Consider the following 26,547-nt stretch of genomic DNA (forward strand, 5'->3'; position numbering starts at 1 on the left):
CCTCAGGCCTGCTGGCGCGACCTGCGCCAGGCCAAGCCAAGCAGGCCCAGCAGCAGCAGCGCCGCGCTGCCCGGCTCCGGCACGGCAGTCAGCAGATAGATCTTCTCGCCCCCTGCGTTGACTGCCAGATTGCCATTCGCCCCCAGGGTCAGGTCCGTGAACGTTCCGCCCGCACCGATCTGGATGCCGAGCGAATACGTCGCCTTGGCGGTGAACGTGGCGAGATCGAAGATGGTCAACACGCCACTGTTGTGCAGGAAATAGGCTTCGCCAGTTGCCACCGAGGCCAGCAAGCTGCCTTGATAGCCAACGATCGGGAACTGGCCCAGCTTTTGGCCCGTGGCTGCATCGACGACCTCGCCGTTGCTGTTGAAAACCATGCCAGAGTCGTACTGGATGTCTTGGGTATATCCATTGAAGACCTGGTTCTTGACGGATTGGACCGTCACGCCAGAGTCGCTGACTCCCATGGTCCGAAAACCCCGTTCGCTGGTCTCGGTATTGAAGCCGTAAAGCGTGGAGCCATCCGCGCCAAACTCGATGACGTTGGAACCCGTATGGCCGGGTGTTTGACCGGGCAGCAGGACGCCATTCTTGAAGATGGCAACGCCCTCGTGTCGCGGGCTGAAATAGTGATTGGCCAGAGATGCGGCAACGACGGTCTTGTCGGTCGGCGACACCTCGAGGTCCTCGGCATAGTTGCTGCCAAGGGAAACCTGAGTCAGCGCAGCGCCAGTCAGGCCATTGAAGGAGYGGATGGCATTCGCGCCCCAGAGGCTGACGTAACCCAAGCTGCCGTCTTGGGACAGCGCGATGCGATAAGGCTCGCTGCCCATGTAGGTGGACTGGAGCACCTTGCCCGTTGACGAAACCCGAGTGATGGAATTGCCGACGCCGAACGCCGCATAACTTGGCACGGCGACGAGCCATTCGCCACTCGTGGCGTTATAGGCAAGGTCGTTGGTCCACAGGTTGACCGTGGTGACTTGGAACCCGCTGGGTGTGGCCGAAGCGAGCGGCGCAACGAAGGCAATTGCACAGGCAAGCAGCAAGCTGCCCATGCCTTGGCGGTTTTTCATCAAAGACTCCCTGAATTATTTGCGCACTGAGCCCGAGCGGCTCCATCGTGCTGGCAGGGATTGTGCGTGACCGGCCCAACCGGTCGGTTGCGTGCCGTCCCTTGGTTGGGGGGGCAAATTTGCCGTCGCCAGCCTAGTCGAGCGGCCAGACCGGCCGCGGCAGATGCCTGAAGGGCAGGCTGCCGATATTGGCCTGCAGGCTGCCCGGCGAGTCGGCATAGACGACTGCCGCAGCCATCGCGTCGAAGCCGGAGCGGAAATGCTGGGTCGACTTGACGACCACCAGCCGCTTGGCCGCTGGGTTGATGCCGAGCTGGGTGAAGCACTCGGCCGAGAACACCTGCTGGCGGATGCTGTTCAGCACGATGTCGATGCCCTTGGCGCGCACCGCCACTGAAGGGCCGAGGGGATCGGTGCCGCCGGGCGTCAAGCTGCGCTGGCGGGCATCGGCACGACAGGCCAGCACCTCCACCTCGAGATCCACCGGGTCGCCCGACATCGGCCCCACCTTGCCGCCGATGCGCAGCGGCAGCCGTGCGCCGACGCCGGCCGAGGTCGCGATGGCCACGGCCTGCGGGTCCCAGATCATGCCCAGGGCCACATCGCGCAGGCCGCGCTCCAGCAGCTCGCGCAGCACGAAGGTGCTGTCGCCCGCCGCACCGCCGCCGGCGTTGTCGGCGGTGTCGGCCAGCACGACGGGGCCGGGTCGGGCCAGCCGCATCTCGGCTTCGGCCAGGTCCAGCGCCTCCTTCAGCGGCAGGCGCTTGGCGGCCGCTGTCTCGCGGATGCCGTAGAAGGCCTCGGCCAACTCCTCCAGCAGATCTGAAGCCACGCCCGCCGCGGCCGGCGAATCCTCGGCCAGCACCAGCACGGCCGCGCAGGTGTGCGGCGTGTCGGCCCAGGGGAAGCCATGCAGCACCGACACCGACAGGATGCCCGGCAGCCGGTCTTCGCTGTCCTTGAGCCGCGCCACGAAGTCGCTCATCGGCGCGACGGTGGTGCCGAAGATGCCCAGCAGCGGCACGCGCTTCCAGTGGGCCTTGATCGCCAGGTCGCCGCGCGCCATGGCGCCCAGCATGGCGTGCAGTTCCTCGCCGCGGGCGGCGTAGTCGATGTGCGGGTACTCCTTGCAGGCCACCAGGGCCGCGCCAGACTCCAGCATGGCCGGGCTGAGGTTGCAATGCAGGTCCAGCAGCGCGCCCAGCGGCACCTGGGGGCCGATGAGCTCGCGCACCCGCATCAGCAGGTCGCCTTCACAGTCGTGATAGCCCTCGGCCAGCATGGCGCCGTGCAGCACCAGCAGCACGGCGTCGACCGGCCCCTGGCTCATGGACGCGCGCAGGTCGGCCAGCTGCTCGTCGCGCAGCGCCTCGTAGTCGCTGCGGGACAAGGGGCCCGACGGCTGGGCCTCGGCATACAGCCCCGGCAGCAGCGTGTCGCCCTGTCGCGCCGCGGCCGCGACGACGCCCATCAGATTGGGCTGGGCCGCGACCTGCTGCAAGGCCCGCGGGTCGCTGCGGTGGATCAGCACGCCTTCGCGGAAGGATTGCACGCTGGTGGGCAGGGGCGAGAAGCTGCTGGTCTCGTGCACCAGCCCGCCGAGGAAGAGCCGCATCGGCTTGCTCATGTCAGTAGTACTGGTTGAAGCTGATCAGGTGGTGGTTCAGGCTCACGAGCAGCAGGATGGCGAAGGCCAACACCCACGCCACTGCCAGCGCCTTGCTCCACTTGTCCCCCACCTTCAGCACATTGCGGACATGCAGGCCGGCCACGACCAGGCCGCCGATGGCCGACAGCGCCAGGCTCAGCTGGGCCAGGGGCAGCAGGATGGACGCATCGCCCAGGCTTTCCAGCAGGGCCACGACCCAGCCCCACAGGCCGAGGGCCACCATCGCCCCCACGCTGGCGCCACGCACCCAGGTCACCTGCTTGGCGGGCGGCACGGCCACATGGTGGCGGCGGCGCAGCAGGGCGGCGACGGGCCACAGCAGCACGGTCAGCAGCAGCGTGCCAATGGCCAGGCCCATCAGCACCAGCACCGTCGTGCTGGCCATGAAGGGCACGGGCTCGAAGATGAAGGCGAAGACATAGGGCTCCAGGCCCCAATGCTTGACCCTGCCGTTCTCGACCACGGCCTGCAGCCGGCGCTTGCCGTGCTCCTCCTCCCAGAAATAGGGCTTCACCTCGCGATAGTTGCTGCGCGAACCGGCCAGGTCGATGGACAGGCGGCCGTCTTCCAGGGCCTGGATCTTGACCGGGCTCAGCAGCTGCAGCACCGACAGCCAGGTTGAATCCTCGCGGCGCGTGTTGCGGTAGTTGCCCGCCATCTGCTGGGCATGCAGCTTGGCGGTGGCTTCGTCCACCTCCGGCTTGGTGGCCGGGCGCTGGTCGGGCAGATAGCGGTCGGCGAAGGCCTCGAACAGCTTGTCGCGCAACCAGCCGCCCTGGCGCTCATGGCCGGGGGCGTTGACGGAGATGTAGAGGCCGATGCCATCGTCGACGAACAGCAGCAGGTCACTGTGGAAGAGCACGGTATCGCCGCCATGCGCCAGCACGCGGTGGCCGTTGATGTTCTGCTCGTAGAAGCCCAGGCCGATGCCCAGCAGCCCCGGCAGCGGCCGGGTCAGCTGGGTGTGCATCAGCTTGACCGTCTCGGGCTTGAGGAGCTGAGCCTCACCGAGCTTGCCCTGCTGCAGGAAAGCCAGCATGAAGCGGCCCATGTCGGCGCCGGTGGCCGACATGCTGCCGGCCGGCGGCATGCTGATGACCTCGAAGCCCTTGGGCTTCTCGTCCCAGGTCATATAGCCCTGCGACATCTGGCCCTTGAGCGCGTCGGGCAGCGGCTGGCGGAAGGTCGATTGCTTCATGCCCAGCGGTGCGAAGACCTGCTGGTCCATGTAGTCGTCGAAGGACTTGCCGCTGACGCGCTGCACGATGTAGCCGGCCAGCGACGTCGCGTAGTTGGAATAGCCGGGCGTCGTGCCGGGGTCGTAGACATAGGGCGGGATATAGCCCTTGAGCACCTTGCCGAGGTCGGGCCCGGCGCTGTCGTAGGTCAGCAGGTCGCGCGCCGTCTCCTCGAAGCCCGTCGTGTGCGTCATCACATGGCGCAGCGTCAGCGCCTTGCCGTTGCGGCCCGGGATGGTGAAGTCCAGGTATTTGTTCAGGTCGGCGTCGAGGTCCAGCTTGCCCTGCTCGACGAGCTGCATGACGGCCGTCCACGTGAACAGCTTGGACACCGAGCCGGGCCGGAACAGCGTCTTGTGCGGGTCGACGGGGATGTTCTTGTCCCAGTCGGCCAGGCCGTAGCCCTTTTGCAGCAGCGGCTGGCCGTCCTTGACGACGACGACGACGGCGCCCGGCACGCGCGCGTTGCGCAGCGCCGTGGGCACCAGGCCATCGATGAAGGCCTCGACGTCGACGGCCGTCAGTGGCGTGGCCGGCTTGGTCTGGGCGAAGGCGGCCGGCAGCGCGCCGATGCACAGGGCCAGCGCGGCGGCGCGCAGGCGGGTGAACAACTGCTTCATGGGAGGTCCAGGGTCAGAAGTTGAAGGTCAGGTTGGCGCCCACCGTGCGCGGAGCCACCGTCGTGACGTTGAGCGGCAGACCGAAGGCCGTCAGGGCCGTGTCGGCGCCGAGGATGGCACGCTTGTCGGTCAGGTTGCGGACGAAGGCGGCCAGCTGCCAGCCGCCGATCTCCAGGCCCCATTGCGCGTCCACCAGCGTGTAGCCCGGCTGGCTGAAGTTGGGCACCGAGCTGCCCGCCGAATCGAAGCCGGCATTGCGCTGGCCCACGCGCCGCACATTCAGGCCGGCGTAGGACGGGTGGTTGGCCAGGTCATAGGCATAGCGCAGGCCCAGGGTGTAGGCCAGCTTGGCGGTGTTGGGCAGGCGCGAGCCCGAGGGGCCGAGGGCAGTGGAGCCTTCGGTCAGCTTGGGGTCGGTGTAGGCCAGGTTGCCGTCCAGATTCCAGTGCGCGTCGACCTTGTAGCGCGCCRCGAGTTCCAGGCCGCGCACGCGTGCCTTGCCGGCGTTGACGACGATGGTGCTGGCGCCCACGGCCTTGGGCTGCTGCAGGTCTTTCCAGTCGATGTTGAACAAGGCCGCCTCGAGGTTCAGGCGCTTGTCCAGCAGGTCGGCCTTGTAGCCGAGCTCGTAGCTCCACAAGGTGTCGTGGCCGAAGGTGGCGGGCGTGCCGGGGATGACCTGGCCGTTGGCGTCGATGGCCGGCGAATTGGGGCCGCCCGGCCGGTAGCCGCTGGCGGCGCGGAAGTAGACGTTGCTGGTCTTGTCGAGGGCATAGCGCAGCGTGGCGAGATAGGTCTTGGCCGTGTCGTCGCTGGGTGCCGAGGAGTTCAGCACGTCGTTGACGAAGACGGTGTAGACCTGCTCGTTCTTGGCCACGCGGGCGCCCAGGGTCAGTGACCAGGTCGGGTCGATATTCCAGGTCAGGTCGCCATAGAGGGCGCGCTCGCGGTACTCGGAGGGCTGGCCGGTGGTGGTCAGCGTCATGTCGCCGCCACCGCCCGCCAGCTGCGCCCACAGGCGCTGGCCGACGTGGCCGGTCTCCTTGGTGCGGTAGTAGCCCAGCAGCCATTCGATCGTGCCGCGCTGCGAGGTCAGGCGCAGCTCCTGGGTCTGCTTGCGCAGGCTGAAGGCGTTGTCCAGCGACACGAAATCGAAGGCCGGGTTGCCGCCCAGCAGGGCCGTGGCGTCCTGGCCGGTGGCGCTGTCCAGGCGCTGCGTCGACGCGATGGCGTTGAAGCGCGCCCAGCCCAGGTCGTATTCGAAGTCGGCCGAGCTGAGGCGCGTCTTGAGCTTGTAGGCCTCACCCGTGTCGAGATGGCGGGTCAGGTCGCCGTAGACCGGCTGGCCCTTGGCGGCGTCGTACTCGATGACGTTGAGGCCGTTGCGCTGGATCTCCTGCTGGGTGTGGGCCAGGCGCAGCTTCATCTTGGCCATGGGCTCGATCAGTGCCGACACCCGCGCGCCGCGCGTGTTGCCGTCGTTGATGTGCTCGCCCGCAGCCTTGCCGACGGCGTCGATATAGCCGCCCTCGTGGTCGTTGAAGGCCGACACGCGCAGCGCGGCGACGTCCTGGCTCAGCGGCACGTTCAGCACCGCATGCTCGGTGTGGCCCAGAGCCCCGCCGCGGGCCTGGCGCATGCCGACGCCCACCTTGCCGGAGAACTGCGTGCTGTCCGGCTCGTTGGTCACGTACTTCAGCAGCCCGCCCATGGCGCCGGCGCCGTACAGCGTGCCCTGGGGGCCGCGCAGCACCTCGATGTGCTTCAGGTCCAGCAGTGACAAATCCAGCGCCGTGTTGGCGCCGCCGACGAAGGCGCTGCTGGAGCCAAAGGCCACTTCGTCGACGTACATGCCGACGGTGGCGATCTGCTGCTCGCCGACGCTGACGCCGCGCATCGTGACGGCGTTGCGGCCCGGGCCGCCGGAGGTCTTCACGTCGATGCCCGGCAGGCTGCCGACGTAGTCGCTCAGCGACGTGGCGCCGGCGCGCTCCATCGGTTCGGCGCCCAGCGTCTCCACGCGCAGCGGCACGTCGCGCACCGGCTCGCGGCGGCGCGTGGCCGTGACGGTCACGACGTCGAGCTTCTCGACATCGGCCTTGCTGTCTGTGGCAGCGTTCGTCTGCGCCCACGCGGGCGATGCGCACAGCGCGGCGAGGCAGGGCACGAGCAAGGCCGCAAGCTTGTGGCGTTGGGGCGGCGTGCCGAGGCGAGCGAAGCGGATGGACCGGCTCATGGCATCTCCTGAGTCAGAAGTTGGGTTGTTCGATGAGTGAAGTTTCCAATTTGGAAAAATCTTTCCCATTGGTGTAAACCTTAGATGAAAATACCAACTCGGCTCAGGGCAAGCGAGCAGACGGCCCGCAGGCAGGCATGGCCTAAGATGAAACGACTCCCTCTCCCTAGAGACATGGCCTCTTCCACCTCTCCCGGCGAACACATCCGCAGCGTGCGCAAGCGCCTCGGCCTGACCCTGGCCCAGGTGGGCGAGCGCACCGGCATGGCGGTGTCCACGTTGTCCAAATTGGAAAAAGGCAATGTCTCGCTGTCGTACGACAAGCTGATGCTGCTCAGCCGCGGCCTGGGCGTGGACATGGCCGAACTGCTGCACGACGCCCAGGGCGCCCGCCCGGCGCCCAATGGCGGTGGCCGGCGCGTGGTGCACCGCGTCGGCGACGGCCAGGTCGTCGACACGCAGAGCTACAAGCAGACCTATCTCGCGTCGGAGCTGCTGAACAAGCGCTTCACGCCGCTGATCGTCGAGGTGCGGGCGCGCACGCTGGACGAGTTCAAGGCTGAGTTCGGCGACCTGATCCGCCACCCGGGCGAAGAGTTTTCCTACGTCCTCGAAGGCGAGGTCGCCTTCCACTCCGAGCTGTACGCGCCTGTCATCTTGAAGCCGGGCGACTCCATCTTCTTCGACAGCGAGATGGGCCACGCCTATCTGAAGGCTTCAGAAGGCGCCTGCCGGCTGGTGGCCACCTGCGCGCCGCGCAACGGCCAGGGCGACGTGATGACGCATCACTTCGTCGAGGCCTCGCAGCGCCTGACGGCACCCGAGCCGGCCGCGCCGGCCAAGGCGGCGCGGGCCGCGGCCAAACCCAAGGCGAAGGTTACGCGGCGCTAGAGGCTTTCTTTCTCGCGTCTTCCACGCGCTTTAGCTGGGGCCGCAGCGCGAACAGCGCCACCGCGGCGATCCCGGTGATGACGCCCAGCACGACGAAGAAGTTCGCCGCGCCCAGTGACTCCAGGTGGCGACCCACCACGCCCGACAGCAAGTTGCCGCCGAAGGAGGCGAGGAACCAGGCCGCGACGAAGGTGCCGCCCATGCCTTTGGGCGCCAGGCGCGCGAACAGGCCCAGGCCCACCGGCAGGATGTAGAGCTCGGCCAACGTGTAGACGACGAAGAAGGCCACCACCCACAAGGTGCTGACGGGCGTGCTGCCATGCGTGGCGGCCAGCAGGGCCAGCATCAGATAGGACAGGGCCACGCCGGCGGCGCCCAGCGACATCTTCATCAGCGACGAGGGCTCCCGCCCGCGCTCGGCGGCGCGACGCCAACCGGCGATGACGAAAGGCGTGAACAGGAAGACGAAGAAGGGGTTCAGCGACTGCATCCACGTGACCGGTATCGTGAAGCCCCACAGCGCGCGATCCACGCCGGTTTCGGCCCAGACGGCCAGCGTGTTGCCGCTCTGCTCGTAGCCACTGCGGAAGACGACGACCGCCAGGCCGACAAGCAGCAGCGGCAGGACACTCGCGGCGGAGAAGCTGCCCGATGCGGCTGCAGCCGGCTCGGCCGAGCGCGGCCGGTCGGGTGGCAGATGCCTGGCGCCCAGCACATAGATGACCAGGCCCACGCACATGCCGATGCCCGCCGCGCCGAAGCCGTAGTGCCAGCCGTAGACCTCGCCCAGGGTCCCACACACCAGCGGCGCCAGCAGCGCGCCCAGGTTCACGCCGACGTAGTAGATGTTGTAGGAGCCGCCACGGCGCGGGTCGTTCTCTTCATAGAGATCCCCCACCTGGCTGGGCAGATTGGGCAGGAAGAGGCCGTTGCCCAGGGCGATCAGCAGCAGGGCCGGGAAGAAGGCCGACTCGAAGGCCAGCGTGAAGTGGCCCAGGGCCATCAGCGAGCCGCCGATGAGGATGGCGCGCCGCCGGCCCAGCCAGCGGTCGGCGATATAGCCGCCGAAGATGGGCGTCAGATAGACGCCGCCGGTGTAGGCGCCATAGATCAGCGAGGCGTCGGCCTGCGGGAACTGCAGGTGCCGGATCATGTAATAGATCAGCAGCGCCTTCATGCCGTAGAAGGAGAACTTCTCCCACATCTCGGTCAGGAAGAGCACCACCAGGCCACGTGGCTGGCCGAACCACTGCGCGGGCGCGCGGGCTTGCAGGGAAGCGTCCACTCGATCTCCTCAAAACCTTCCAAAGGGCGCCGGGCACACCGATTTCAGCATTGCTCAACGATTTTCGTGATGGTACAGTTATTTTCCAAATTGGAAAATTACATGCAAGCAGCCATGGGCCAAGTGACAACGACGAAGAACGTGGATTGCATCGTCATCGGTGCCGGCATTGCCGGAGCCTCGGTGGCGGCCTCCCTCGCGGGGAAGGCGAGTGTGGCCGTGCTGGAAGCCGAGCCCCATGCGGGTTACCACTCCACCGGCCGTTCGGCCGCCCTGTACTCGGCCCTCTACGGCAACGCGACCATCCGCGCGCTGACGCGGGCCAGCCTGGGCTATTTCCGCACGCCGTCGCAAGGCATGGTCAAGGAGGCGCTGCTGCGCGAGCGGCACACGCTGTTCCTGGTCGGCGCCGGCCAGCTCGACCTCGTCGCGAGCTTCACGGCCGATGCGGATGTGCGCGAACGCACGACCACGCTGAGCGTCGACGAGGTGCTGGCCCGCGTGCCCCTGCTGCAGCGCGACCGCATTGCCGGCGCGCTGCTGGACGTGAGCTCGGCCGACATCGAAGTCGACCTGCTGCACCAGGGCTTTCTGCGCAGCGCGCGCGCTGCCGGCGCCGAGCTGCATCTGGGCACGGGGCTGAAGGGGCTGGAGCGCGAGGGCTCGCACTGGCTGGCGCACACGGCCGCCGGCAGCTTTCGCGCTGGTGTCGTCATCAATGCGGCCGGTGCCTGGGCCGACGATGTGGCGGCGCTGGCCGGCGTCGCGCCCGTGCCGCTGCAGCCGCTGCGCCGCACCGCTGTCCTCATCGACCTGCCCGACGGCGTGGACGCGACGCTGTGGCCGGCCGTCGTCGCCATCGACGAGAGCCAGTACTTCAAGCCCGACGCCGGCCTGCTGCTGATCTCCGCCGCCGACGAAACGCCCAGCCCGCCCTGCGACGCCCAGCCCGAGGAGCTGGACGTGGCCATCGCCGTGGACCGCTTCGAGACGCTGACCGGCCGGCCCGTGAAGCGCGTGCGCCACCGCTGGGCGGGGCTGCGCGTGTTCAGCCCGGACCGCTCGCCCGTCGTGGGCTTCGACGCTTCGGCGCCGGGCTTTTTCTGGTGCGCGGGGCAGGGCGGCTACGGCATCCAGACTTCGCCGGCTCTGGGCCGCGCGGCTGCGGCGCTGGCGCTGGGGCGCGCACTGCCGCAGGACCTGGCGGACATGGGGGTCACGGCGCAGCAGCTGTCGCCGCAGAGATTCAGGGCCTAGGCGGCCTCCGGCTGGAAGCGCCTGAGGCCCTGCAGGTCCAGCACCCGCAGCCCGCCGTACTCGATGCGGATCAGGCCGTCGCCGCCCAGGCGGTTCAGCGCCTGGTTCACGCGCTGGCGCGACAAGCCCACCAGATAGCCCAGCTCCTGCTGCGTGATGCGCAGCCAGTTGCCCACGCCGGGATACAGCGTCGGGTGGAAGAGGGCGGCCAGGTTGCGGGCGACGCGCACGTCGGGGTCGTGGATGCGGTCGGTCTCGCGCGCGGCGATGAATTGCCCCAGGCGCTCGTTCAGCTGGTCCAGCACGAAGCGGTTGAAGGCGATGCTGCCGTCCAGCAAGGCATGAAAGCTGTCGATGGGCAGGCCGGCGACGACGCTGGGCCGCAGGGCCTGGATGTTGTAGCGGTAGACCTCGCGCTTGAGCAGCGTGCCCTCGCCGAACCAGCCGCCCGGCGGGATGCCGGTGAAGGTGACGGCAGCGCCCAGCGAGTCGTCGTTGTTCATCTTCAAGAGGCCGTCGACGACGCCGAACCACAGCGTCGCGGGGCGCCCGATGCGACACAGCCGCTCGCCGGGCTCGGCGTCGCCGACCTCCAGCGTCGTGACGGCGCGCTCGCGCATCGCACCGTCCAGCAGCTTCAGCCAGGGGATGGCGTCCAGTTCGGCTGGCGTCGGCCGACGGGTGCGTTGTCTGAGCGGCAGCGGCGTGTCGGCCATGGGGGTGGGAAAGTCTGGGCCGTGAAGACCCGTAAATTGTCGTCGTACGGACAGATGGGCGTCAAAGTACTGACCAGAATGGCTCCCACAGACGGGGGCTCCAGCCCTCGCATTGGAGACAGGCTTGACGACCTTCCCTCGGCTCTTGCTCGACCATGCCGCCCGCCGGCCCGACGCGCCTGCGCTGCGCGAGAAGGCTTATGGCGTGTGGCAGACGCTGTCGTGGGCGCAGCTCGCGGCGCTGGTTCAGGAGCTGGCCTTGGGTCTTGCGGCCGCCGGCCTGCGCCGCGGCGAGCACATCATCGTTGTCGGTGAAAACCGGCCGCGCCTGTACGCCAGCATGCTGGCCGCGCAATGCCTGGGTGCCGTGCCGGTGCCCCTCTATCAGGACGCCGTCGCGGCCGAGTTCGTCTTCCCGCTGAACAACGCCGAGATCGCTTTCGCCATCGTCGAGGACCAGGAACAGGTCGACAAGCTGCTGGAGCTGCGCGAGCAGTGCCCGCAGCTCAAGAGCATCTGGTTCGACGACCCGCGTGGCCTGCGCCACTATGACGAGCAAGGGCTGGCATCGCTGGACGAACTGGCCGCCCGCGGGCGCGCCTACGCCATGGAGCGGCCGGATTTCTTTGCCGCCGAGGTGGCGGCCTGCCTGCCTGGTGACGTGGCGGCGCTGTTCTTCACCTCGGGCACGACGGGCAACCCCAAGGGCGTCATGCACACCCATGCGACGCTGATCGACCGCGCCCAGGCGGGCCAGCGCTTCGACAAGCTGACGTCCGACGAAGAAGTGCTGGCCTATCTGCCGCCGGCCTGGGTCGGCCAGAACATCTTCAGCTATGCGCAGTGGCTGGCCGTGGGCTATGTCGTCAACTGCCCGGAGTCGGCCTCCACCGTCAGCATCGACCTGAAGGAGGTCGGCCCGACCTATTACTTCGCGCCGCCGCGGGTCTTCGAGGGCCTGCTGACGACGGTCATGATCCGCATGGAGGACGCCTCTGCGGTCAAGCGCTGGCTGTTCGAGCGTTGCATGACGTTGGCGCGCTGTGTCGGCCCGCGGTTGATGGACAAGCAGCCCGTGGGGCTGCTGGACCGCCTGGCCTATGCCTTGGGTGATGTGCTGATCTACGGCCCGTTGCGCAACACGCTGGGCTTCTCGCGCGTGCGTGTCGCCTATACGGCGGGCGAGGCCATCGGTCCCGACCTGTTCAGCTTCTATCGAGCCATCGGCATCAATCTGAAGCAGCTCTACGGCTCGACGGAAACCGCCGTCTTCGTCTGCCTGCAGCCCGACCACGAGGCCCGCGCCGACACGGTGGGCGTGCCCATCGACGGCGTGGAGATCAAGCTGACCGACAGCGGCGAGCTGCTGGTGCGCTCGCCCGGCCTGCTCAAGGGCTATTACAAGAACGACGCGGCGACGGCCGAGGCGCTGACGGCAGACGGCTGGTATCACACCGGCGATGCGGGGTTCCTGACGCCAGGCGGCCACCTGAAGATCATCGACCGTGCCAAGGATGTCGGCCGCCTGATGGGAGGCGCCTTCGATGGCGCGATGTTTGCACCCAAGTACGTCGAGAACAAGCTGAAGTTCTTCTCCCACATCAAGGAAGCGGTCTGCTTCGGCGACAAGCGCGAGAAGGTCTGCGCCTTCATCAACATCGACTTCGAGGCCGTCGGCAACTGGGCCGAGCGCCGCAACCTGCCCTATGCCGGCTACACCGACCTGGCCCAGCGCGCCGAGGTCTACGAGCTCATCCTCGACTGCGTCGAGAAGGTCAACGCCGACCTGGCCCAGGACGAGTTGCTGGCCGGCAGCCAGATCAGCCGCTTCCTCATCCTGCACAAGGAACTGGACGCCGATGACGGCGAGCTGACGCGCACGCGCAAGGTGCGCCGCGGCGCCATCGCCGAGAAGTACGGCGTGCTGATAGACGCGCTCTACGACGGCAAGGTGTCGCAATACATCGAGACCCAGGTCAAGTTCGAGGATGGCCGCACGTCCATGGTGGCGGCCGATCTGCGCATCGTCGAGGCCAAGACCTTCCCGGCCGTCAAGGGACAGGCCGCATGAAGAAGATCGGCGAAGTCGTCCTGGAAGTGAAGAACATCTCGCTCGCCTTCGGCGGCGTGAAGGCGCTGACCGACATCAGCTTCGATGTGCGCGAGCACGAGGTGCGCGCCATCATCGGCCCCAACGGCGCGGGCAAGAGCTCGATGCTGAACTGCATCAACGGTGTGTATCAGCCGCAGCAGGGCGCCATCACGCTGCGCGGCCGCACCTTCAAGGGCATGAGCCCGCGCCAGGTCGCCGAGATGGGCGTGGCCCGCACTTTCCAGAACCTGGCGCTGTTCAAGGGCATGAGCGTGCTGGACAACATCATGACCGGCCGCAACCTGCGCATGCAGCGCGGCCTGTTCTGGCAGGCCCTTCACCTCGGCCCCGCGCGGCGCGAAGAGAGCGAGCAGCGCGAAGCGGTGGAACGCATCATCGATTTCCTCGAGATCCAGGCCTATCGCAAGACGCCGGTCGGCCGCCTGCCCTATGGCCTGCAAAAGCGTGTGGACCTCGGCCGTGCCTTGGCGATGGAGCCCAGCCTCTTGCTGTTGGACGAGCCCATGGCCGGCATGAATGTGGAAGAGAAGCAGGACATGTGCCGCTTCATCCTGGACGTCAACGACGAGTTCGGCACCACCATCGTCCTTATCGAGCACGACATGGGCGTCGTCATGGACATCTCGGACCGGGTCGTCGTGCTGGACTACGGCAAGAAGATCGGCGACGGTGCGCCGGATGACGTGCGCAAGAACGAAGACGTCATCAAAGCCTATCTGGGAGCTTCACACTGATGGGCCCATTCCTCGAAACCCTCATTGGCGGCCTGATGGCGGGGATGCTCTATTCCCTCATCGCGCTGGGCTTTGTGCTGATCTTCAAGGCCAGCGGTGTCTTCAATTTCGCGCAGGGCGCCATGGTGCTGTTCGCGGCGCTCGCGATGGCGCGCTTTGCCGAATGGATCCCGAAGTTCACAGGCCTGGACGGCAAGATCCTCATCAACCTGCTGGCCTTTGTCGGCGCGCTGGCGGTGATGGTGGTCGTGGCCTGGCTGGTGGAGCGATTGGCGCTGTCCAAGCTCGTCAACCAGGAAGGCGTGACGCTGCTGATGGCCACGCTGGGCATCGCCTATCTGCTCGAAGGCCTGGGCCAGACGCTGTTCGGCAACGACATCTACAAGATCGACATCGGCCTGCCCAAGGACCCGATGTTCCTGTTCGAGGATGTCTTCCAGGGCGGCATCCTCGTCAGCAAGGAGGATCTCTACGCGGCACTGATCGCAGCGGCGCTGGTGGCCGGGCTGTCGCTGTTCTTCCAGAAGACCGCCACCGGCCGCGCGCTGCGCGCTGTCGCCGACGACCACCAGGCCGCGCAGAGCATCGGCATCCCGCTGTCGCGCATCTGGGTCATCGTCTGGAGCGTGGCCGGCTTTGTCGCGCTGGTGGCCGGGATGATCTGGGGCAGCAAGCTCGGGGTGCAGTTTTCGCTGTCGCTGGTGGCGCTGAAGGCACTGCCCGTCGTCATCCTCGGTGGGCTGACCAGCGTGCCGGGCGCCATCGTCGGCGGTCTGCTGATTGGCGTGGGGGAGAAGCTGTCCGAGGCCTATCTGGGCCCCATGCTTGGCGGTGGTATCGAATACTGGTTCGGCTACGTGCTGGTTCTTGTCGTGTTGCTCGTCAGGCCTCAAGGGCTGTTTGGCGAGAAGATCATTGATCGGGTCTGACGATGCTCTACCGCGAAAACGGCCAGTTCAAGACGACCTACTCGGCGGACAGCCAGATCCTGCCCATCCGCCAGGACCGCATCGCGATGGCGTTGATGCTGATCGCCGCCTTCGTCGTCATCCCGATGGTGTCCAGCGAATACCTGCTGCGCGCCATCTTCATCCCCTTCCTGATCCTGTCCCTCGCCGCGCTCGGCCTTAACGTGCTGGTCGGCTACTGCGGCCAGATCTCGCTGGGCTCGGGCGCCTTCATGGCCGTGGGCGCCTATGTGGCCTACAACTGCCAGGCGCGATTCGAGGGCATGCCGCTGATCGTGTCGCTGCTGGCGGGTGGCCTGGGCGCGACCGTGCTGGGTGTCGCCTTCGGCCTGCCGTCGCTGCGCATCAAGGGTCTTTACCTCGCGGTCGCGACGCTGGCGGCGCAGTTCTTTGTCGACTGGGCCTGTCTGCGCCTGCCCTGGGTCACCAACGGGTCTTCGTCCGGCTCGGTCAGCGTGGCGGGGCTGAGCATGGCCGGCCTCAGCGTCGAGTCCCCCGCGTCGCGCTACTTGTTGTGCCTGAGCTTCGTCGTCGTGTTCGCGCTGGCCACCAAGAACCTCGTGCGCGGCCACATCGGCCGCTCGTGGATGGCCATGCGTGACATGGACGTCGCGGCCGCCGTCATCGGCATCCGGCCCATGCAGGCCAAGCTCAGCGCCTTTGCCGTCAGCAGCTTCATCATCGGCGTGGCCGGCGCGCTGTGGGGTTTCGTGCACCTGGGCTCCTGGGAGCCGGCGGCCTTCGGCATCAACCGCTCGTTCGACCTGCTCTTCATGGTCATCATCGGCGGCCTGGGTTCGATCTCGGGTGCCTTCTTCGGCGCGGCCTTCATCGTCGTGCTGCCGCTGATCCTGGACAAGCTGCCCTATTGGACCGGCCTGCCCATCGACACGGCCACCGCCTCGCATCTCGCGCTGATGATCTTCGGCGCCCTCATCGTGTTCTTCCTCATCAAGGAACCACACGGCCTCGCGCGACTCTGGGCAACCGCCAAAGAGAAGTTGCGCCTCTGGCCCTTCCCGCATTGAATCCAACGCACCACAACGACAGGAGACAAAGCCCATGAAGACCCTCATCGCCTGCGCGGCCCTTGCCGCATTGCAGCTCGCCACGCCGGCCGCCCAGGCCCAGGCCAAGGAGCAGTTCTTCCCGTTGCTGGTCTACCGCACCGGCCCCTATTCGCCCAACGGCACGCCCTGGGCCAATGGCAAGCAGGACTACATCAAGCTGATCAATGCGCGTGACGGCGGCGTCAACGGCGTCAAGCTGACCTTCGAGGAATGCGAGACCGGCTACGCGACCGACAAGGGCGTGGAGTGCTACGAGCGCCTGAAGGGCAAGGGCGCGACGCTGTTCGATCCGCAGGCCACCGGCATCACCTTCGCGCTGACCGACAAGGTTCCCAACGACAAGATCCCGCTGATCACGCTGGGCTATGGCCTGTCGGCCTCGGCCGATGGCGGCGTGTTCGCCTGGAACTTCCCGCTGATGGGCAGCTACTGGACGGCGGCCGACATCCTCATCCAGCACATCGGCAAGAAGGAGGGCGGCCTGGACAAGCTCAAGGGCAAGAAGATCGCCCTGGTCTATCACGACAGCCCCTTCGGCAAGGAGCCCATCCCGCTGCTGGAAGAGCGCGCCAAGACGCATGGCTTCGAGCTGGTGAAGATCCCCGTGACCGCACCTGGCGTGGAGCAGAAGTCGGCCTGGCTGCAGGTGCGCCAGGCCCGGCCCGACTACACGCTGCTGTGGGGCTGGGGCGTCATGAACTCCACCGCGCTGAAGGAGGCCCAGGCCACCGGCTATCCGCGCGACAAGATGTACGGCGTCTGGTGGTCGGGCGCCGAGCCCGACGTGAAGGACGTGGGCGAGGGCGCCAAGGGCTACAACGCGCTCAACCTCAACACCTCGGGCCAGAGCCCCAAGGTCATCCAGGACATCCTCAAGCTCGTGCACGACAAGGGCCAGGGCACGGGCCCGAAGGACGAGGTCGGCTCGGTGCTGTACACGCGCGGCCTGGTCATCCAGGCGCTCGGCGTGGAGGCCGTGCGGCGTGCGCAGGAGCGCTTCGGCAAGGGCAAGGTCATGACCGGCGAGCAGGTGCGCTGGGGCCTGGAGAACCTGGCGCTGGACGACAAGAAGCTGGCGTCCCTGGGCCTGACCGGTGTCATCCGCCCGATCAGCACCAGTTGCACCGACCACCAGGGCTCGACCTGGGCACGCATCCACACCTGGGACGGCGCGAAGTGGAGCTTCAGCAGCGACTGGTACGAGGCCGACAGCCAGATCATCAAGCCGATGGTCAAGGCGGCGGCGGACAAGTACGCGGGTGAAAAGAAGATCACCCGCCGTACCCCGGCGGATTGCCAGAGCTGAAGATGAGCAAGCCGCTGCTCGATGTGAATGGCATCGAGGTCATCTACAACCACGTCATCCTCGTGCTCAAGGGCGTGAGCCTGCAGGTGGCCGAGGGCCAGGTGGTGGCCTTGCTGGGCGGCAATGGCGCYGGCAAGACGACCACGCTGCGGGCCGTCTCCAACCTGCTGGAAGGCGAGCGCGGCGAGGTCACCAAGGGCAGCATCGAGCTGCGCGGCGAGCGCATCGAGAAGCTGTCGACGGCGGCCATGGTGGAGCGTGGCGTGGTGCAGGTCATGGAGGGGCGGCACTGCTTCGCCCACCTGACCATCGAAGAGAACCTGATGACCGGCGCGTACACGCGCAAGGACGGGCGGGCGGCCGTGGCGGCGACGCTGGAAAAGGTCTACAACTACTTCCCGCGACTGAAGACGCGCCGCAGCAGCCAGGCGGCCTACACCTCGGGCGGCGAGCAGCAGATGTGCGCCATCGGCCGCGCGCTGATGGCCAACCCCAGGATGGTGTTGCTGGACGAGCCGTCCATGGGCCTGGCGCCGCAGATCGTCGAGGAGGTGTTTGAGATCGTGCGCGACCTCAACACCAAGGAGAGGACGACCTTCCTGCTGGCCGAGCAGAACACCAGCATGGCGCTGCGTTATGCCGACTATGGCTACATCCTGGAGAACGGTCGCGTCGTCATGGACGGCGCTGCCAGCGCGCTGCGCGAGAACGAGGACGTCAAGGAGTTCTATCTCGGCGTCGGCGGGGAGGGGCGGCGCAGCTTCAAGGACGTCAAGTCCTACAAACGTCGCAAGAGGTGGCTGGCATGACGAGCCGAGCGCAGGGCCGTCCCAAGCCGGCGAGCGCCCCCTCGGGGGGCAGGAGTGAAACGACGTGGGGGCCGACATGAGTGATGACAACTGGGAGATGGCGCCTCCGCCCTTTGATGCGGACTCGGCGCTGCTGACGATGAAGCGCTTTGCGCGCGACCAGCGCGTGCTGGCCGAGCGGGGCGAAGGCTGGATGCTGGGCGCCGACGTGGTGCTCAAGCTGGCGGTGGAGGGTGCGACCGTCAAGGTCCAGCTCACCAAGCGCCCGGCGCGCACGCCCGAGTGGGACAGCTTCACGCTGAAGTCGGCGACCGAACTGCGCAAGCTGCAGGACGAGATCAAGCGCCGGCTCACGCGCTGGAAGGAAGACGAGTGAATTCAGGCGAGTTCTTCGACAGCCTTGAGGTCCGTGATCCCGGCGAGCGCGAGGCCGCGCTGATGGCTGCGCTGCCGGAACAGATCGCGCATGCTCAATCCAGCAGTCCGGCCTACACCGAGCTGCTGGCCGGCGTCGACGCCGCGAGCATCACCTCGCGCACCGCGCTGGCCACGCTGCCGCTGACGCGCAAGAGCAGCCTCGCCGCCGCCCAGGCCGCGCGGCGGGCGCTGCGCCTCGGTGGCTTTGCCGCCGGCATGCCGCGGCGCATCTTCCAGTCACCCGGGCCGCTGTACGAGCCCGAGCCCGACGCCGACGGCATCGACCCCTGGCGCGCCGCTCGCGCCCTGCATGCGGCCGGCATCCGCGCCGGTCAGCTCGCCCATGTGGGCTTCAGCTACCACCTGACGCCAGCTGGCGCCATGATGGAGGCGGGCCTGCGTGCACTGGGCGCAGCCAGCGTGCCAGGCGGCGTCGGCAACACCGATCTGCAGTTGCAGGCCCTGCTGGACCTGCAGCCCGAGGCCTATGCCGGCACGCCCAGCCTGCTGCGCATCCTGCTGGAGAAGGCGGCGGAAGGCGGGCATGTGCTGCCTTATCTGCAACGTGCCCTCGTCAGCGGCGAGGCCTGCCCGCCGGCCTTGGTCAGCTGGTTTGCCGATCATGGCGTCAACGCCTACCAGTGCTACGCGACGGCCGATCTCGGTCTCATCGCCTACCAGACCGCGGCCCGTGAGGGCCTGGTCGTCGACGAGGGCGTCATCGTCGAGATCGTGCGGCCCGGCTCGGGTGAGCCGCTGGCGGAGGGCGAGGTCGGCGAGGTCATCGTGACGACGCTCAGCGCCGGCTATCCCTTGATCCGCTTCGCGACCGGCGACCTGTCCGCCGTGCTGCCGGGCGCAAGTCCCTGCGGCCGCACCAACCAGCGCCTGCGCGGCTGGCTGGGCCGGGCCGACCAGTCGGCCAAGGTGCGTGGCATGTTCGTGCACGCGGGCCAGGTGGCCGAGGTGCTGTCACGTTGCGGCCAGCGTGGCCGGGCCCGCCTCGTCGTCGAGGGTGAGCTGRCCAATGACCGCATGTGCCTTCAGATCGAGGCCGAGCCGATCGAGGGCCTCGTCGAGCAGTTGCAGATGGCGCTGCGCGACATCACCAAGCTGCGCGGTGAGGTCGAGCTGCTGGCGCCGGGCAGCCTGCCCAACGATGGCCGGGTCATCGAGGATCGCCGCCCCGTGTGACGCGCGTTTGAAGACCTCGGGGCCGGCGGGGCCTGCTACCGCAGTGTGAACAGGCCCTCACCTGAATCGGTGACAGGAAGGCCCGCATGGACTCAGCTTGGCGGCGCCACCACAGTCCGCCGCTTTGCCGGCCACCGCTGGCACCAGCTGAGGACGCGCCATGACCCATCGCCGGCTTTCTCGCCATCTTCCGCCCACCCTGCTCGTGCTGCTGCTCGCAGCCTGCGGAGGCGGCAACAGCAGTGACCCGCAGGCCTCTGCCCAGTCTTCCCAGGCCGAAGGCGACCTGACCAAGACCGCCGCCGTGCGCCCGCGCGCCAAGGACCCTGACCATCACGAGTTCTCGGCCACGCTGTCCGCGCCGTTTGCGGTCACGGCCGCCAGCGGCGAGCGCGTGTTCAGCGTGCAGATGGACCACCCCGGCATCGCCGACGGCCAGGTCTTTGCGTGGGCGCTCAGCCTCGTCGACGCACAGGGCCGCGTGCTGCAGCGCTGGAGCGGCGAGTCGCGCTACGCCGGCGCGCCGGTGACGGCCAGCGTACGCTGGGCCGGCCGCGGCACCGGTGGCACGGCGCTCGCCGATGGCCTCTACCAACTCAAGCTCGAGGCCGCCAGCCTCGACGCCGCGACCGCTTTGAGCCAGGGCGCAACAACCGGGCGCCAGGAGCGCCTGCTGGCCGCGGCCGCAGCGCTGGACCATGCCGAGCAGCAATGGCCGATCGCCCTCGGCCAGCCGGCCAGCGTCGAGCTGCCGCCCTATGCGCCCATGGCCACCGCGGCCGGGCGGGGCCTCGTCAAGGCGCAGTCGGCGCCGGCCATCAACAGCCTGCCCTACACCGTCTACTACGCCAATCTGCACAGCCAGACGAATGACTCGGACGGCGGCGGCGCCTTGAGCAGCTGCTCGTCGTCGCAGCCCGCGCAGACGGGTGCCTTCGGCCCGGCCGACGCCTTCACCTATGGCAAGACGGCCGGCCTGGACATCCTGATGTCCTCCGAGCACAACCACTATTTCGACGGCTCCTCCAGCACCAACGCGAGCGGCAGCCCCGCCACTGCCAAGAGCCGCTACCAGGCCGGCCTCTCCGCTGCCACCGCCGCGACGACGTCCAACTACCTTGCCCTTTACGGCATGGAATGGGGCGTCATCAGCAATGGCGGCCACATGAACATCTTCAACAGCACGGAGTTGTTCGCCTGGGAATACAACAGCAGCAACCAGCTCTTCGGCGACCGCTTCACGGCCAAGAGCGACTACGCGGCGCTCTACGCGACGATGCGCCAGCTCGGCCTCGTCGGCCAGTTCAACCATCCCGACACCACCGGCCAGTTCCTCGTCGGTGGCACGGCCCTGGGCTACAGCGCCGATGGCGACGAGGTCATGGTGCTGACCGAGATCCTGAACAGCTCGGCCTTCTCGTCCAACACGACCGAGACCGAGACGGGTCTCAGCAACTTCGAGGACGCCTTCAACAAGATGCTGGAACGCGGCTTCCACGTCGCACCCGCCAGCAACCAGGACAACCATTGCGCCAACTGGGGCAAGTCCTACACCAACCGCACGGGCATCCTCATCCCCAACGGCACGGCGCTGAGCAAGACCAGCTTCCTCGATGCGATCAAGGCGCGCCGCGTCTTCGCGACGATGGACAAGACGGCGCAGATCGCGCTGACCGCCAACGGCCATGTGATGGGCGAGCGCTTCGCCAACGGCGGCGCCCTCAACCTGAGCGTGGGCTACGTGAGCAGCAGCGGCAAGACGGCCACCAGCGTGCAGATCTACGAAGGCGTGCCCCAGCGCAACGGCACCGTCACGCTGCTGGCCAGCAGCGCCACGGCCAGCACGACGCCGGCCGTCGGCGAGCATTTCTACTACGCCAAGATCACGCAGAACGACGGCAAGATGCTGTGGACGGCGCCCGTCTGGGTCACGCAGTCCAATTCGCAGGTCGACACCACGCCGCCCACTGCGACGGCCAGCGAGTCCGGCACGGCGGGAACCATCACGCTGTCGGCCACGGCCAGCGACAACGTCGGCGTGGCGCGTGTCGACTTCGTCGTCGACGGTGTCGTCAAGGGCAGCGACACCACCTCGCCCTATTCGATGACGCTGGACTCGACGACGCTCACCAACGCCAGCCACAGCCTGGTCGCCCGCGCGTACGACGCGGCCGGCAACTCGGGCGCCTCGTCGGCTGTCAACTTCAGCATCAGCAACGCCAGCGCGACGCTCAACGAGACTGAGTCCAACGGCACCATCGCCACGGCCAACGTCGTCACCAACCAGACGACCCTCAGCGGCGCCATGGCCACGACGACCGACAAGGACTATTTCAAGGTCACGCTGGCCGCCGGCAAGACGCTGCGCGTCGACATGAGCTGCCCGGCCGCCTTCGATTACGACCTCTATCTGCACAACGCCAGCGGCACGACGCTCACGTCGTCGGAGAGCGGCACCTGCACCGAGTCCATGAGCTACAAGAACACCGGGGCTGCGGCGCTGGCCGTCTACATCCGCGTGGGCGCCTATTCGGGCAGCAGCAGCACGCAGCGCTACACGCTGACGCTGAGCTACCCCTGACGGGACGAGCCTGGGGCCATCCCGGGGGCGCCGGGTGCAGCGCTATGCCTAAGATCGCGCGCACAAGCACCCTGGAGACGACCCCATGCGCACGACCCTGATCGCCCTCGCGGCCCTGATGGCTGCCGGCACCGCCGTTGCCGACTATCCCGACAAGCCCGTCACGGTGATCGTGCCCTTCGCGGCCGGCGGGCCGACCGACAAGGTTGCCCGTGACCTGGCCGAGGCGCTGCGCAAGCCCCTGGGCGCCACCATCATCATCGAGAACGTCGGCGGTGTCGGCGGCACGCTGGGTGCGAACAAGGTCGCCAAGGCCGCACCCGACGGCTACACGCTGCTGCTGCATCACATCGGCATCGCCAGTGCACCGGCCCTGTACCGCTCGCTGCCCTACAAGACGCTGGAAGACTTCGAATACCTCGGCATGGTCAATGAGGTGCCGATGACGCTGATCGGCCGCCCCAACCTGCCGGCCGGCAACTATGCCGAGCTGAGCAAATGGCTGGACAGCAACAAGGGCAGCATCAACCTGGCCCACGCCGGTGTCGGCTCGGCCTCGCATCTGTGCGGCCTGCTGTACCAGTCGGCCATCAAGATCGACATGACGACCGTCCCCTACAAGGGCACCGCGCCGGCCATGAACGACCTGCTCGGCGGCCAGGTCGACATCATGTGCGACCAGACCACCAACACCACCGGCCAGATCGAGGCCGGCAAGGTCAAGGCCTATGCGGTGATGTCGTCCAAGCGCCTGACCAGCGGCGTGCTGGCCAAGCTGCCGACGGCGGACGAATCGGGGTTGAAGGGCTTCAATCTGACGGTCTGGCACGGCATGTACGCGCCCAAGGGCACGCCCAAGGCCGTCATCGACAAGATCAACACGGCGCTGCGCGCGGCGCTCAAGGATGCCGACTTCCACAAGCGCCAGGAGGCCCTGGGTGCGGTCATCATCAATGACGCCCGCCTCACGCCTGCCGATCACAAGAAGTTCGTCGAGGCGGAGATCGCCAAGCTCACGCCGGTCATCAAGGCGGCCGGCATCTACGCGGATTGATGTGGTGCCCCTCGCCTGGCCTTGCCCCGCTGAACGCAGGCAAGTCCAGGCGGTCCCCGAGGGGACGGCGATGCTCGCGGGGAGGGAGTTTCAGCCGTTGACGCGATCGTCTGCCGAGGGCCAGAGCAAGGCCTGCGCCACGATGACTCGCTCGCCGATGAACGTCGCCGCCGGCGAGCCGTAGAGCCGGTAGCCCAGTGCCAGCGCCTCGCTGACGCGATGGCAGAAGCCCGCGTCGTCGGGGCCGGTCAGCAGGCGGTAGACCGGCAGGCCGTCGGGAGGCGCACCGCTCATGCTCAGGCGCCTTCGGCCGCGGGCAGGCGCTCGAGCTCGCGTACGCGCATCAGGCCCCGGGCGATGAAGAAGGCCGCCAGCGCATGGAAGCCGACCGACATCCAGTCCTCGAACTTCAGATAGATGAGCGCGTCGACGATGTAGAGCGCCAGGCCGGCATAGAAGGCCCAGAGCTTGCCGCGCTGGGCGTAAAGGCCCATCGCGAAGTAGAAGCCGACGGTCAGAGCCGTCAGCGCGATGGCCACCGGCAGCATCGACGCGAACATGGCGTTCGCGAGCGTCGTCATGGCCAGGCCAAGGACGAAGTTGCCGTCGCTGCCGCTGTGGAACATCACGGCGTTGACGAGCGACAGCCCGGCGATCCACCAGAACCAGCGGGCGGCGCTGCGGACGATCGGGTCTTCTTGAATGGACATGCGTTTCTCCCTGGTTTTTTTGGCGGGCGGACGATAGCAGCGCGCCGCACGTGCCCGATTCGGGACTTGCCAGGAGAGGCCCCTGCAGCCGTGGCTCACGCAGCGGGTAAACACGCTGTTGACTCGTCAAGTATTCACGGAAAGAATGCATGTAAACGTTTACATGACGACGCAGAGACCGACCCGTGCAAGCGGAGTCGGCATACGGATGAGACAACCGTTCCCGCCTGGCTTCCTCTGGGGCTGCGCGACTTCCGCCTATCAGATCGAAGGCTCGCCGCTGGCCGATGGGGCCGGCGTCAGCAACTGGCATCGCTTCGTGCGCACGCCGGGCCGCGTGCTCGGCGGCGACACCGGCGACATGGCCTGCGACCACTACCGCCGCATGAAGGACGACGTCGCGCTGATGCGCGAGCTCGGCCTGACCGCCTATCGCTTCAGCATCGCCTGGAACCGGGTGCTGCCTGAAGGTCGAAATCAAGGACGTGGCGCGGTGAACGCGGCCGGCCTGGGCTTCTACGAGCGCCTCGTCGACGAACTGCTGGCCGCCGGCATCACGCCGATGGCGACGCTGCACCACTGGGACCTGCCCGCCGCGCTGGACGACCGTGGCGGCTGGCTCAACCCCGACATGCCGGACTGGTTCGCCGACTATGCGCAGGTCTGCTTCAAGGCGCTGGACGACCGCGTGCCCATGTGGGTCACGCTCAACGAGCCCTGGGTCGTGGCCGACGGCGGCTTCATGCATGGCACGCTGGCGCCCGGCCACAAGAGCGCCTTCGAGGCGGCCATCGTGGCCCACCGGCTGATGCAGTCCCACGCCAAGGGCGTGCAGGCCTACCGGGCGACCGGCAAAAACAGGATCGGTCTCGTCGTCAACATCGAGCCCAAGCATCTGCCTGCCGATGCCAGCGAGTACGACCGCCATGCGGCCAGGCTGGCCGACGCCTATATGAACCGGCAGTACCTCGACCCGGCGCTGCTGGGCAGCTACCCGGACGAGCTGCGCGAAGTCTTTGGTGAAGCCTGGCCGGACTGGCCGGCCGCCGAGGTCGAGGCGCTGAAGCAACCGGTGGACTTCCTCGGCCTGAACTACTACACCCGCGCCGTCGTCCGCCACGACGCCAAGGCCTGGCCCGTGCCCGCCGCGCCGCAGCGCCAGCCCGGCGGCATCTACACCGAGACGGGCTGGGAGCTGCACCCGCAAAGCCTGGCCGACACCCTGGTGTGGATGCACGAGCGCTACGGCGGCCTGCCTCTCTACGTCACCGAGAACGGTGCCGCCTTCTACGACCCCCCCAGTTCAATAGACGGCCGCATCGACGACCCGCTGCGGGTGCACTATCTGCGCACCCACATCGCCGCCGTGCAGGACGCCATAAGCCGTGGCGCCGACGTGCGTGGCTACTGCGCCTGGTCGCTGTTCGACAACCTCGAGTGGGCTCTTGGGTTCGCCAAGCGCTTCGGTCTCGTGCATGTGGACTTTCAGACACAGAAGCGCACGCCCAAGGCCAGCGCGCGCTTCTATGCTGAGGTCATCGCTTCCCATGGCGCCAACCTCTGAGAACAAGATGACGGTCTCTCCCGCCACGATCAAGGATGTCGCCCGCGTCGCCGGCGTGTCGGTTGCCACGGTCTCGCGTGCGCTCAACGGCGCCGAGAACGTGCTGCCCGACACGCGCCAGCGCATCGTCGAAGTCGCCCGCGAACTGCGCTACAGCCCGTCGGGCGCCGCGCGCAGCCTCATCACGCGCCGCACCGACACCATCGGCGCCTTGCTGCCCGACCTGCACGGTGAGTTCTTCTCCGAGCTGATCCGCGGCATCGACCAGGCCGCCCGCGCGCGCGGCCTGCACCTGCTGCTGTCCAGCTCCCACGACGACGCCCACGAGGCCGCTGCCGCGCTGCGCGCGATGAACGGCCGTGTCGACGGCCTCATCGTCATGTCGCCGCATGCCGACGACGACTTCCTGTCGCAGAACCTGCCGCCGGCCCTGCCGGCCGTGCTGCTGAACTCCGGCGTCAGCAAGCCGACGCAGCGCGTCTTCGCCGTCGACAACTTCGGCGGTGCGCGCGCGATGACCGAGCACCTGGTGCGCAGCGGCCGGCGCCGCATCGCCTTCCTCGGCGGGCCGCAGGCCAACTTCGAGGCACGCGAGCGCGAGCGTGGTTACCGCGCCGGCTTGGCCGCCGGTGTCGAGCCCTGGCTGCTGGAAGGCGACTTCTCCGAAGCCGGTGGCCAGCGCGCCGCGGCGGCGTTGCTGGCCCTGCCGGCGGCCGAGCGGCCCGACGCCGTCTTCGCCGCCAATGACATCATGGCCATCGGTCTGCTCGGCGCCCTGCAAGCCGGTGGCGTGCGCCTGCCCGAAGACATGGCGCTGGCGGGCTTCGACGACATCCCCATCGCGCGCTATGTCAGCCCCGCGCTGACGACCATGCACGTGCCGATTGCTGCTTTGGGCAGCCAGGCGCTCGATGCGCTGGCCGACACCCTCGAAAGCAACGCTACCGACCCGAGCGCCACCGTCATGCCGGTGCAGCTCGTCGTGCGCCAGTCCTGCGGCAGCACCTGAATCCCGTCCGAACCACAGTACACAACC

The 26,547-nt window shown here is 67.6% G+C and carries 22 protein-coding genes; 14 read left to right on the forward strand and 8 right to left on the reverse strand.

Annotation, left to right across the window (positions count from 1 at the left end):
• Window positions 1-2 precede the first annotated feature (2 nt).
• From AC1D2H_RS21440 to AC1D2H_RS21455, 4 genes are all read right to left on the reverse strand, one after another.
• The gene (locus AC1D2H_RS21440; protein WP_478012380.1) at window positions 3-1,079 is read right to left on the reverse strand and encodes a YncE family protein; all 1,077 of its coding nucleotides are present in this window, start codon (window positions 1,077-1,079) and stop codon (window positions 3-5) included.
• 133 nt (window positions 1,080-1,212) lie between these two features.
• A complete protein-coding gene (locus AC1D2H_RS21445) occupies window positions 1,213-2,706 on the reverse strand; it encodes a M81 family metallopeptidase (RefSeq protein ID WP_478012381.1) in 1,494 nt (497 codons plus the stop codon).
• Between the two features lies 1 nt (window position 2,707).
• Window positions 2,708-4,606 carry a serine hydrolase domain-containing protein gene (locus tag AC1D2H_RS21450; RefSeq protein WP_478012382.1) on the reverse strand — a complete coding sequence of 633 codons (1,899 nt, stop codon included), beginning with the start codon at window positions 4,604-4,606 and terminating at the stop codon, window positions 2,708-2,710.
• 13 nt (window positions 4,607-4,619) lie between these two features.
• Window positions 4,620-6,842: a TonB-dependent receptor gene (locus tag AC1D2H_RS21455; protein ID WP_478012383.1), complete on the reverse strand. Its 2,223-nt coding sequence runs from the start codon at window positions 6,840-6,842 to the stop codon at window positions 4,620-4,622.
• A gap of 174 nt (window positions 6,843-7,016) precedes the next feature.
• On the opposite strand from AC1D2H_RS21455, the gene AC1D2H_RS21460 reads away from it, so the two are divergent.
• The gene (locus AC1D2H_RS21460) at window positions 7,017-7,733 is read left to right on the forward strand and encodes a helix-turn-helix domain-containing protein (RefSeq protein WP_478012384.1); all 717 of its coding nucleotides are present in this window, start codon (window positions 7,017-7,019) and stop codon (window positions 7,731-7,733) included.
• Here AC1D2H_RS21460 and AC1D2H_RS21465 read toward each other — a convergent pair.
• Window positions 7,720-9,018, reverse strand: coding sequence for a peptide MFS transporter (locus tag AC1D2H_RS21465; RefSeq protein WP_478012385.1), 1,299 nt, complete (start codon window positions 9,016-9,018; stop codon window positions 7,720-7,722). The genes AC1D2H_RS21460 and AC1D2H_RS21465 overlap by 14 nt on opposite strands.
• Before the next feature lie 114 nt (window positions 9,019-9,132).
• Here AC1D2H_RS21465 and AC1D2H_RS21470 point away from each other — a divergent pair, with 114 nt between their 5' ends.
• A complete protein-coding gene (locus AC1D2H_RS21470) occupies window positions 9,133-10,275 on the forward strand; it encodes an NAD(P)/FAD-dependent oxidoreductase (RefSeq protein WP_478012386.1) in 1,143 nt (380 codons plus the stop codon).
• Here the strand turns inward: AC1D2H_RS21470 and AC1D2H_RS21475 are convergent.
• Window positions 10,272-10,991, reverse strand: coding sequence for a Crp/Fnr family transcriptional regulator (locus AC1D2H_RS21475; RefSeq protein WP_478012387.1), 720 nt, complete (start codon window positions 10,989-10,991; stop codon window positions 10,272-10,274). The two genes, AC1D2H_RS21470 and AC1D2H_RS21475, sit on opposite strands and share 4 nt — an antisense overlap.
• Window positions 10,992-11,115: 124 nt before the next feature.
• Between AC1D2H_RS21475 and AC1D2H_RS21480 the strand changes: the two genes are divergently transcribed.
• The 10 genes from AC1D2H_RS21480 (at window position 11,116) to AC1D2H_RS21525 (ending at window position 23,237) form a co-directional block, all read left to right on the forward strand.
• On the forward strand, window positions 11,116-13,062 hold the full coding sequence (locus tag AC1D2H_RS21480) for an AMP-dependent synthetase/ligase (protein ID WP_478012388.1): 1,947 nt from the start codon (window positions 11,116-11,118) through the stop codon (window positions 13,060-13,062).
• Entirely contained in the window at window positions 13,059-13,838 is a 780-nt protein-coding gene (locus AC1D2H_RS21485; protein WP_478012389.1) for an ABC transporter ATP-binding protein, read from the forward strand. The genes AC1D2H_RS21480 and AC1D2H_RS21485 overlap by 4 nt, the downstream gene beginning before the upstream one ends.
• Window positions 13,838-14,767: a branched-chain amino acid ABC transporter permease gene (locus tag AC1D2H_RS21490; RefSeq protein WP_057300578.1), complete on the forward strand. Its 930-nt coding sequence runs from the start codon at window positions 13,838-13,840 to the stop codon at window positions 14,765-14,767. Before AC1D2H_RS21485 ends, AC1D2H_RS21490 begins: the two co-directional genes overlap by 1 nt.
• 2 nt (window positions 14,768-14,769) lie before the next feature.
• Window positions 14,770-15,834 carry a branched-chain amino acid ABC transporter permease gene (locus AC1D2H_RS21495; protein ID WP_478012390.1) on the forward strand — a complete coding sequence of 355 codons (1,065 nt, stop codon included), beginning with the start codon at window positions 14,770-14,772 and terminating at the stop codon, window positions 15,832-15,834.
• Window positions 15,835-15,868: 34 nt separating this feature from the next.
• Window positions 15,869-17,182: an ABC transporter substrate-binding protein gene (locus AC1D2H_RS21500; protein ID WP_057300576.1), complete on the forward strand. Its 1,314-nt coding sequence runs from the start codon at window positions 15,869-15,871 to the stop codon at window positions 17,180-17,182.
• 2 nt (window positions 17,183-17,184) lie between these two features.
• Window positions 17,185-17,991: an ABC transporter ATP-binding protein gene (locus tag AC1D2H_RS21505; protein ID WP_057300575.1), complete on the forward strand. Its 807-nt coding sequence runs from the start codon at window positions 17,185-17,187 to the stop codon at window positions 17,989-17,991.
• A gap of 76 nt (window positions 17,992-18,067) precedes the next feature.
• The gene (locus AC1D2H_RS21510) at window positions 18,068-18,367 is read left to right on the forward strand and encodes a hypothetical protein (protein ID WP_477933581.1); all 300 of its coding nucleotides are present in this window, start codon (window positions 18,068-18,070) and stop codon (window positions 18,365-18,367) included.
• Between the two features lie 62 nt (window positions 18,368-18,429).
• Window positions 18,430-19,602 (forward strand): phenylacetate--CoA ligase family protein, encoded by a 1,173-nt coding sequence (locus tag AC1D2H_RS21515; RefSeq protein WP_478012452.1) that lies wholly within the window; start codon window positions 18,430-18,432, stop codon window positions 19,600-19,602.
• A gap of 160 nt (window positions 19,603-19,762) precedes the next feature.
• Complete coding sequence (locus AC1D2H_RS21520; protein ID WP_478012391.1) at window positions 19,763-22,183, forward strand: CehA/McbA family metallohydrolase; 2,421 nt, start codon at window positions 19,763-19,765, stop codon at window positions 22,181-22,183.
• 85 nt (window positions 22,184-22,268) lie between these two features.
• Window positions 22,269-23,237 carry a tripartite tricarboxylate transporter substrate-binding protein gene (locus AC1D2H_RS21525; protein WP_478012392.1) on the forward strand — a complete coding sequence of 323 codons (969 nt, stop codon included), beginning with the start codon at window positions 22,269-22,271 and terminating at the stop codon, window positions 23,235-23,237.
• Between the two features lie 90 nt (window positions 23,238-23,327).
• Here AC1D2H_RS21525 and AC1D2H_RS21530 read toward each other — a convergent pair whose 3' ends face one another.
• Window positions 23,328-23,531 (reverse strand): DUF1737 domain-containing protein, encoded by a 204-nt coding sequence (locus AC1D2H_RS21530; protein ID WP_478012393.1) that lies wholly within the window; start codon window positions 23,529-23,531, stop codon window positions 23,328-23,330.
• 2 nt (window positions 23,532-23,533) lie between these two features.
• Complete coding sequence (locus tag AC1D2H_RS21535; protein WP_478012394.1) at window positions 23,534-23,947, reverse strand: hypothetical protein; 414 nt, start codon at window positions 23,945-23,947, stop codon at window positions 23,534-23,536.
• A 208-nt stretch (window positions 23,948-24,155) separates the two neighbouring features.
• Between AC1D2H_RS21535 and AC1D2H_RS21540 the strand changes: the two genes are divergently transcribed.
• Both AC1D2H_RS21540 and AC1D2H_RS21545 read left to right on the forward strand, forming a co-directional pair.
• On the forward strand, window positions 24,156-25,511 hold the full coding sequence (locus AC1D2H_RS21540; RefSeq protein WP_478012395.1) for a GH1 family beta-glucosidase: 1,356 nt from the start codon (window positions 24,156-24,158) through the stop codon (window positions 25,509-25,511).
• Window positions 25,512-25,518: 7 nt separating this feature from the next.
• Complete coding sequence (locus AC1D2H_RS21545) at window positions 25,519-26,520, forward strand: LacI family DNA-binding transcriptional regulator (protein WP_478012396.1); 1,002 nt, start codon at window positions 25,519-25,521, stop codon at window positions 26,518-26,520.
• Window positions 26,521-26,547 lie beyond the last annotated feature (27 nt).

The organism is Roseateles sp. P1_C1_2 (assembly GCF_056406535.1).

Bases quoted from the DNA above. Each gene is read 5' to 3' on its own strand.
- AC1D2H_RS21445 (WP_478012381.1), bottom strand. From the start codon at position 2,706: ATGAGCAAGCCGATGCGGCTCTTCCTCGGCGGGCTGGTGCACGAGACC.
- AC1D2H_RS21450 (WP_478012382.1), bottom strand. From the start codon at position 4,606: ATGAAGCAGTTGTTCACCCGCCTGCGCGCCGCCGCGCTGGCCCTGTGC.
- AC1D2H_RS21460 (WP_478012384.1), top strand. From the start codon at position 7,017: ATGGCCTCTTCCACCTCTCCCGGCGAACACATCCGCAGCGTGCGCAAG.
- AC1D2H_RS21470 (WP_478012386.1), top strand. From the start codon at position 9,133: ATGGGCCAAGTGACAACGACGAAGAACGTGGATTGCATCGTCATCGGT.
- AC1D2H_RS21475 (WP_478012387.1), bottom strand. From the start codon at position 10,991: ATGGCCGACACGCCGCTGCCGCTCAGACAACGCACCCGTCGGCCGACG.
- AC1D2H_RS21485 (WP_478012389.1), top strand. From the start codon at position 13,059: ATGAAGAAGATCGGCGAAGTCGTCCTGGAAGTGAAGAACATCTCGCTC.
- AC1D2H_RS21490 (WP_057300578.1), top strand. From the start codon at position 13,838: ATGGGCCCATTCCTCGAAACCCTCATTGGCGGCCTGATGGCGGGGATG.
- AC1D2H_RS21495 (WP_478012390.1), top strand. From the start codon at position 14,770: ATGCTCTACCGCGAAAACGGCCAGTTCAAGACGACCTACTCGGCGGAC.
- AC1D2H_RS21500 (WP_057300576.1), top strand. From the start codon at position 15,869: ATGAAGACCCTCATCGCCTGCGCGGCCCTTGCCGCATTGCAGCTCGCC.
- AC1D2H_RS21510 (WP_477933581.1), top strand. From the start codon at position 18,068: ATGAGTGATGACAACTGGGAGATGGCGCCTCCGCCCTTTGATGCGGAC.
- AC1D2H_RS21520 (WP_478012391.1), top strand. From the start codon at position 19,763: ATGACCCATCGCCGGCTTTCTCGCCATCTTCCGCCCACCCTGCTCGTG.
- AC1D2H_RS21525 (WP_478012392.1), top strand. From the start codon at position 22,269: ATGCGCACGACCCTGATCGCCCTCGCGGCCCTGATGGCTGCCGGCACC.
- AC1D2H_RS21530 (WP_478012393.1), bottom strand. From the start codon at position 23,531: ATGAGCGGTGCGCCTCCCGACGGCCTGCCGGTCTACCGCCTGCTGACC.
- AC1D2H_RS21535 (WP_478012394.1), bottom strand. From the start codon at position 23,947: ATGTCCATTCAAGAAGACCCGATCGTCCGCAGCGCCGCCCGCTGGTTC.
- AC1D2H_RS21540 (WP_478012395.1), top strand. From the start codon at position 24,156: ATGAGACAACCGTTCCCGCCTGGCTTCCTCTGGGGCTGCGCGACTTCC.
- AC1D2H_RS21545 (WP_478012396.1), top strand. From the start codon at position 25,519: ATGACGGTCTCTCCCGCCACGATCAAGGATGTCGCCCGCGTCGCCGGC.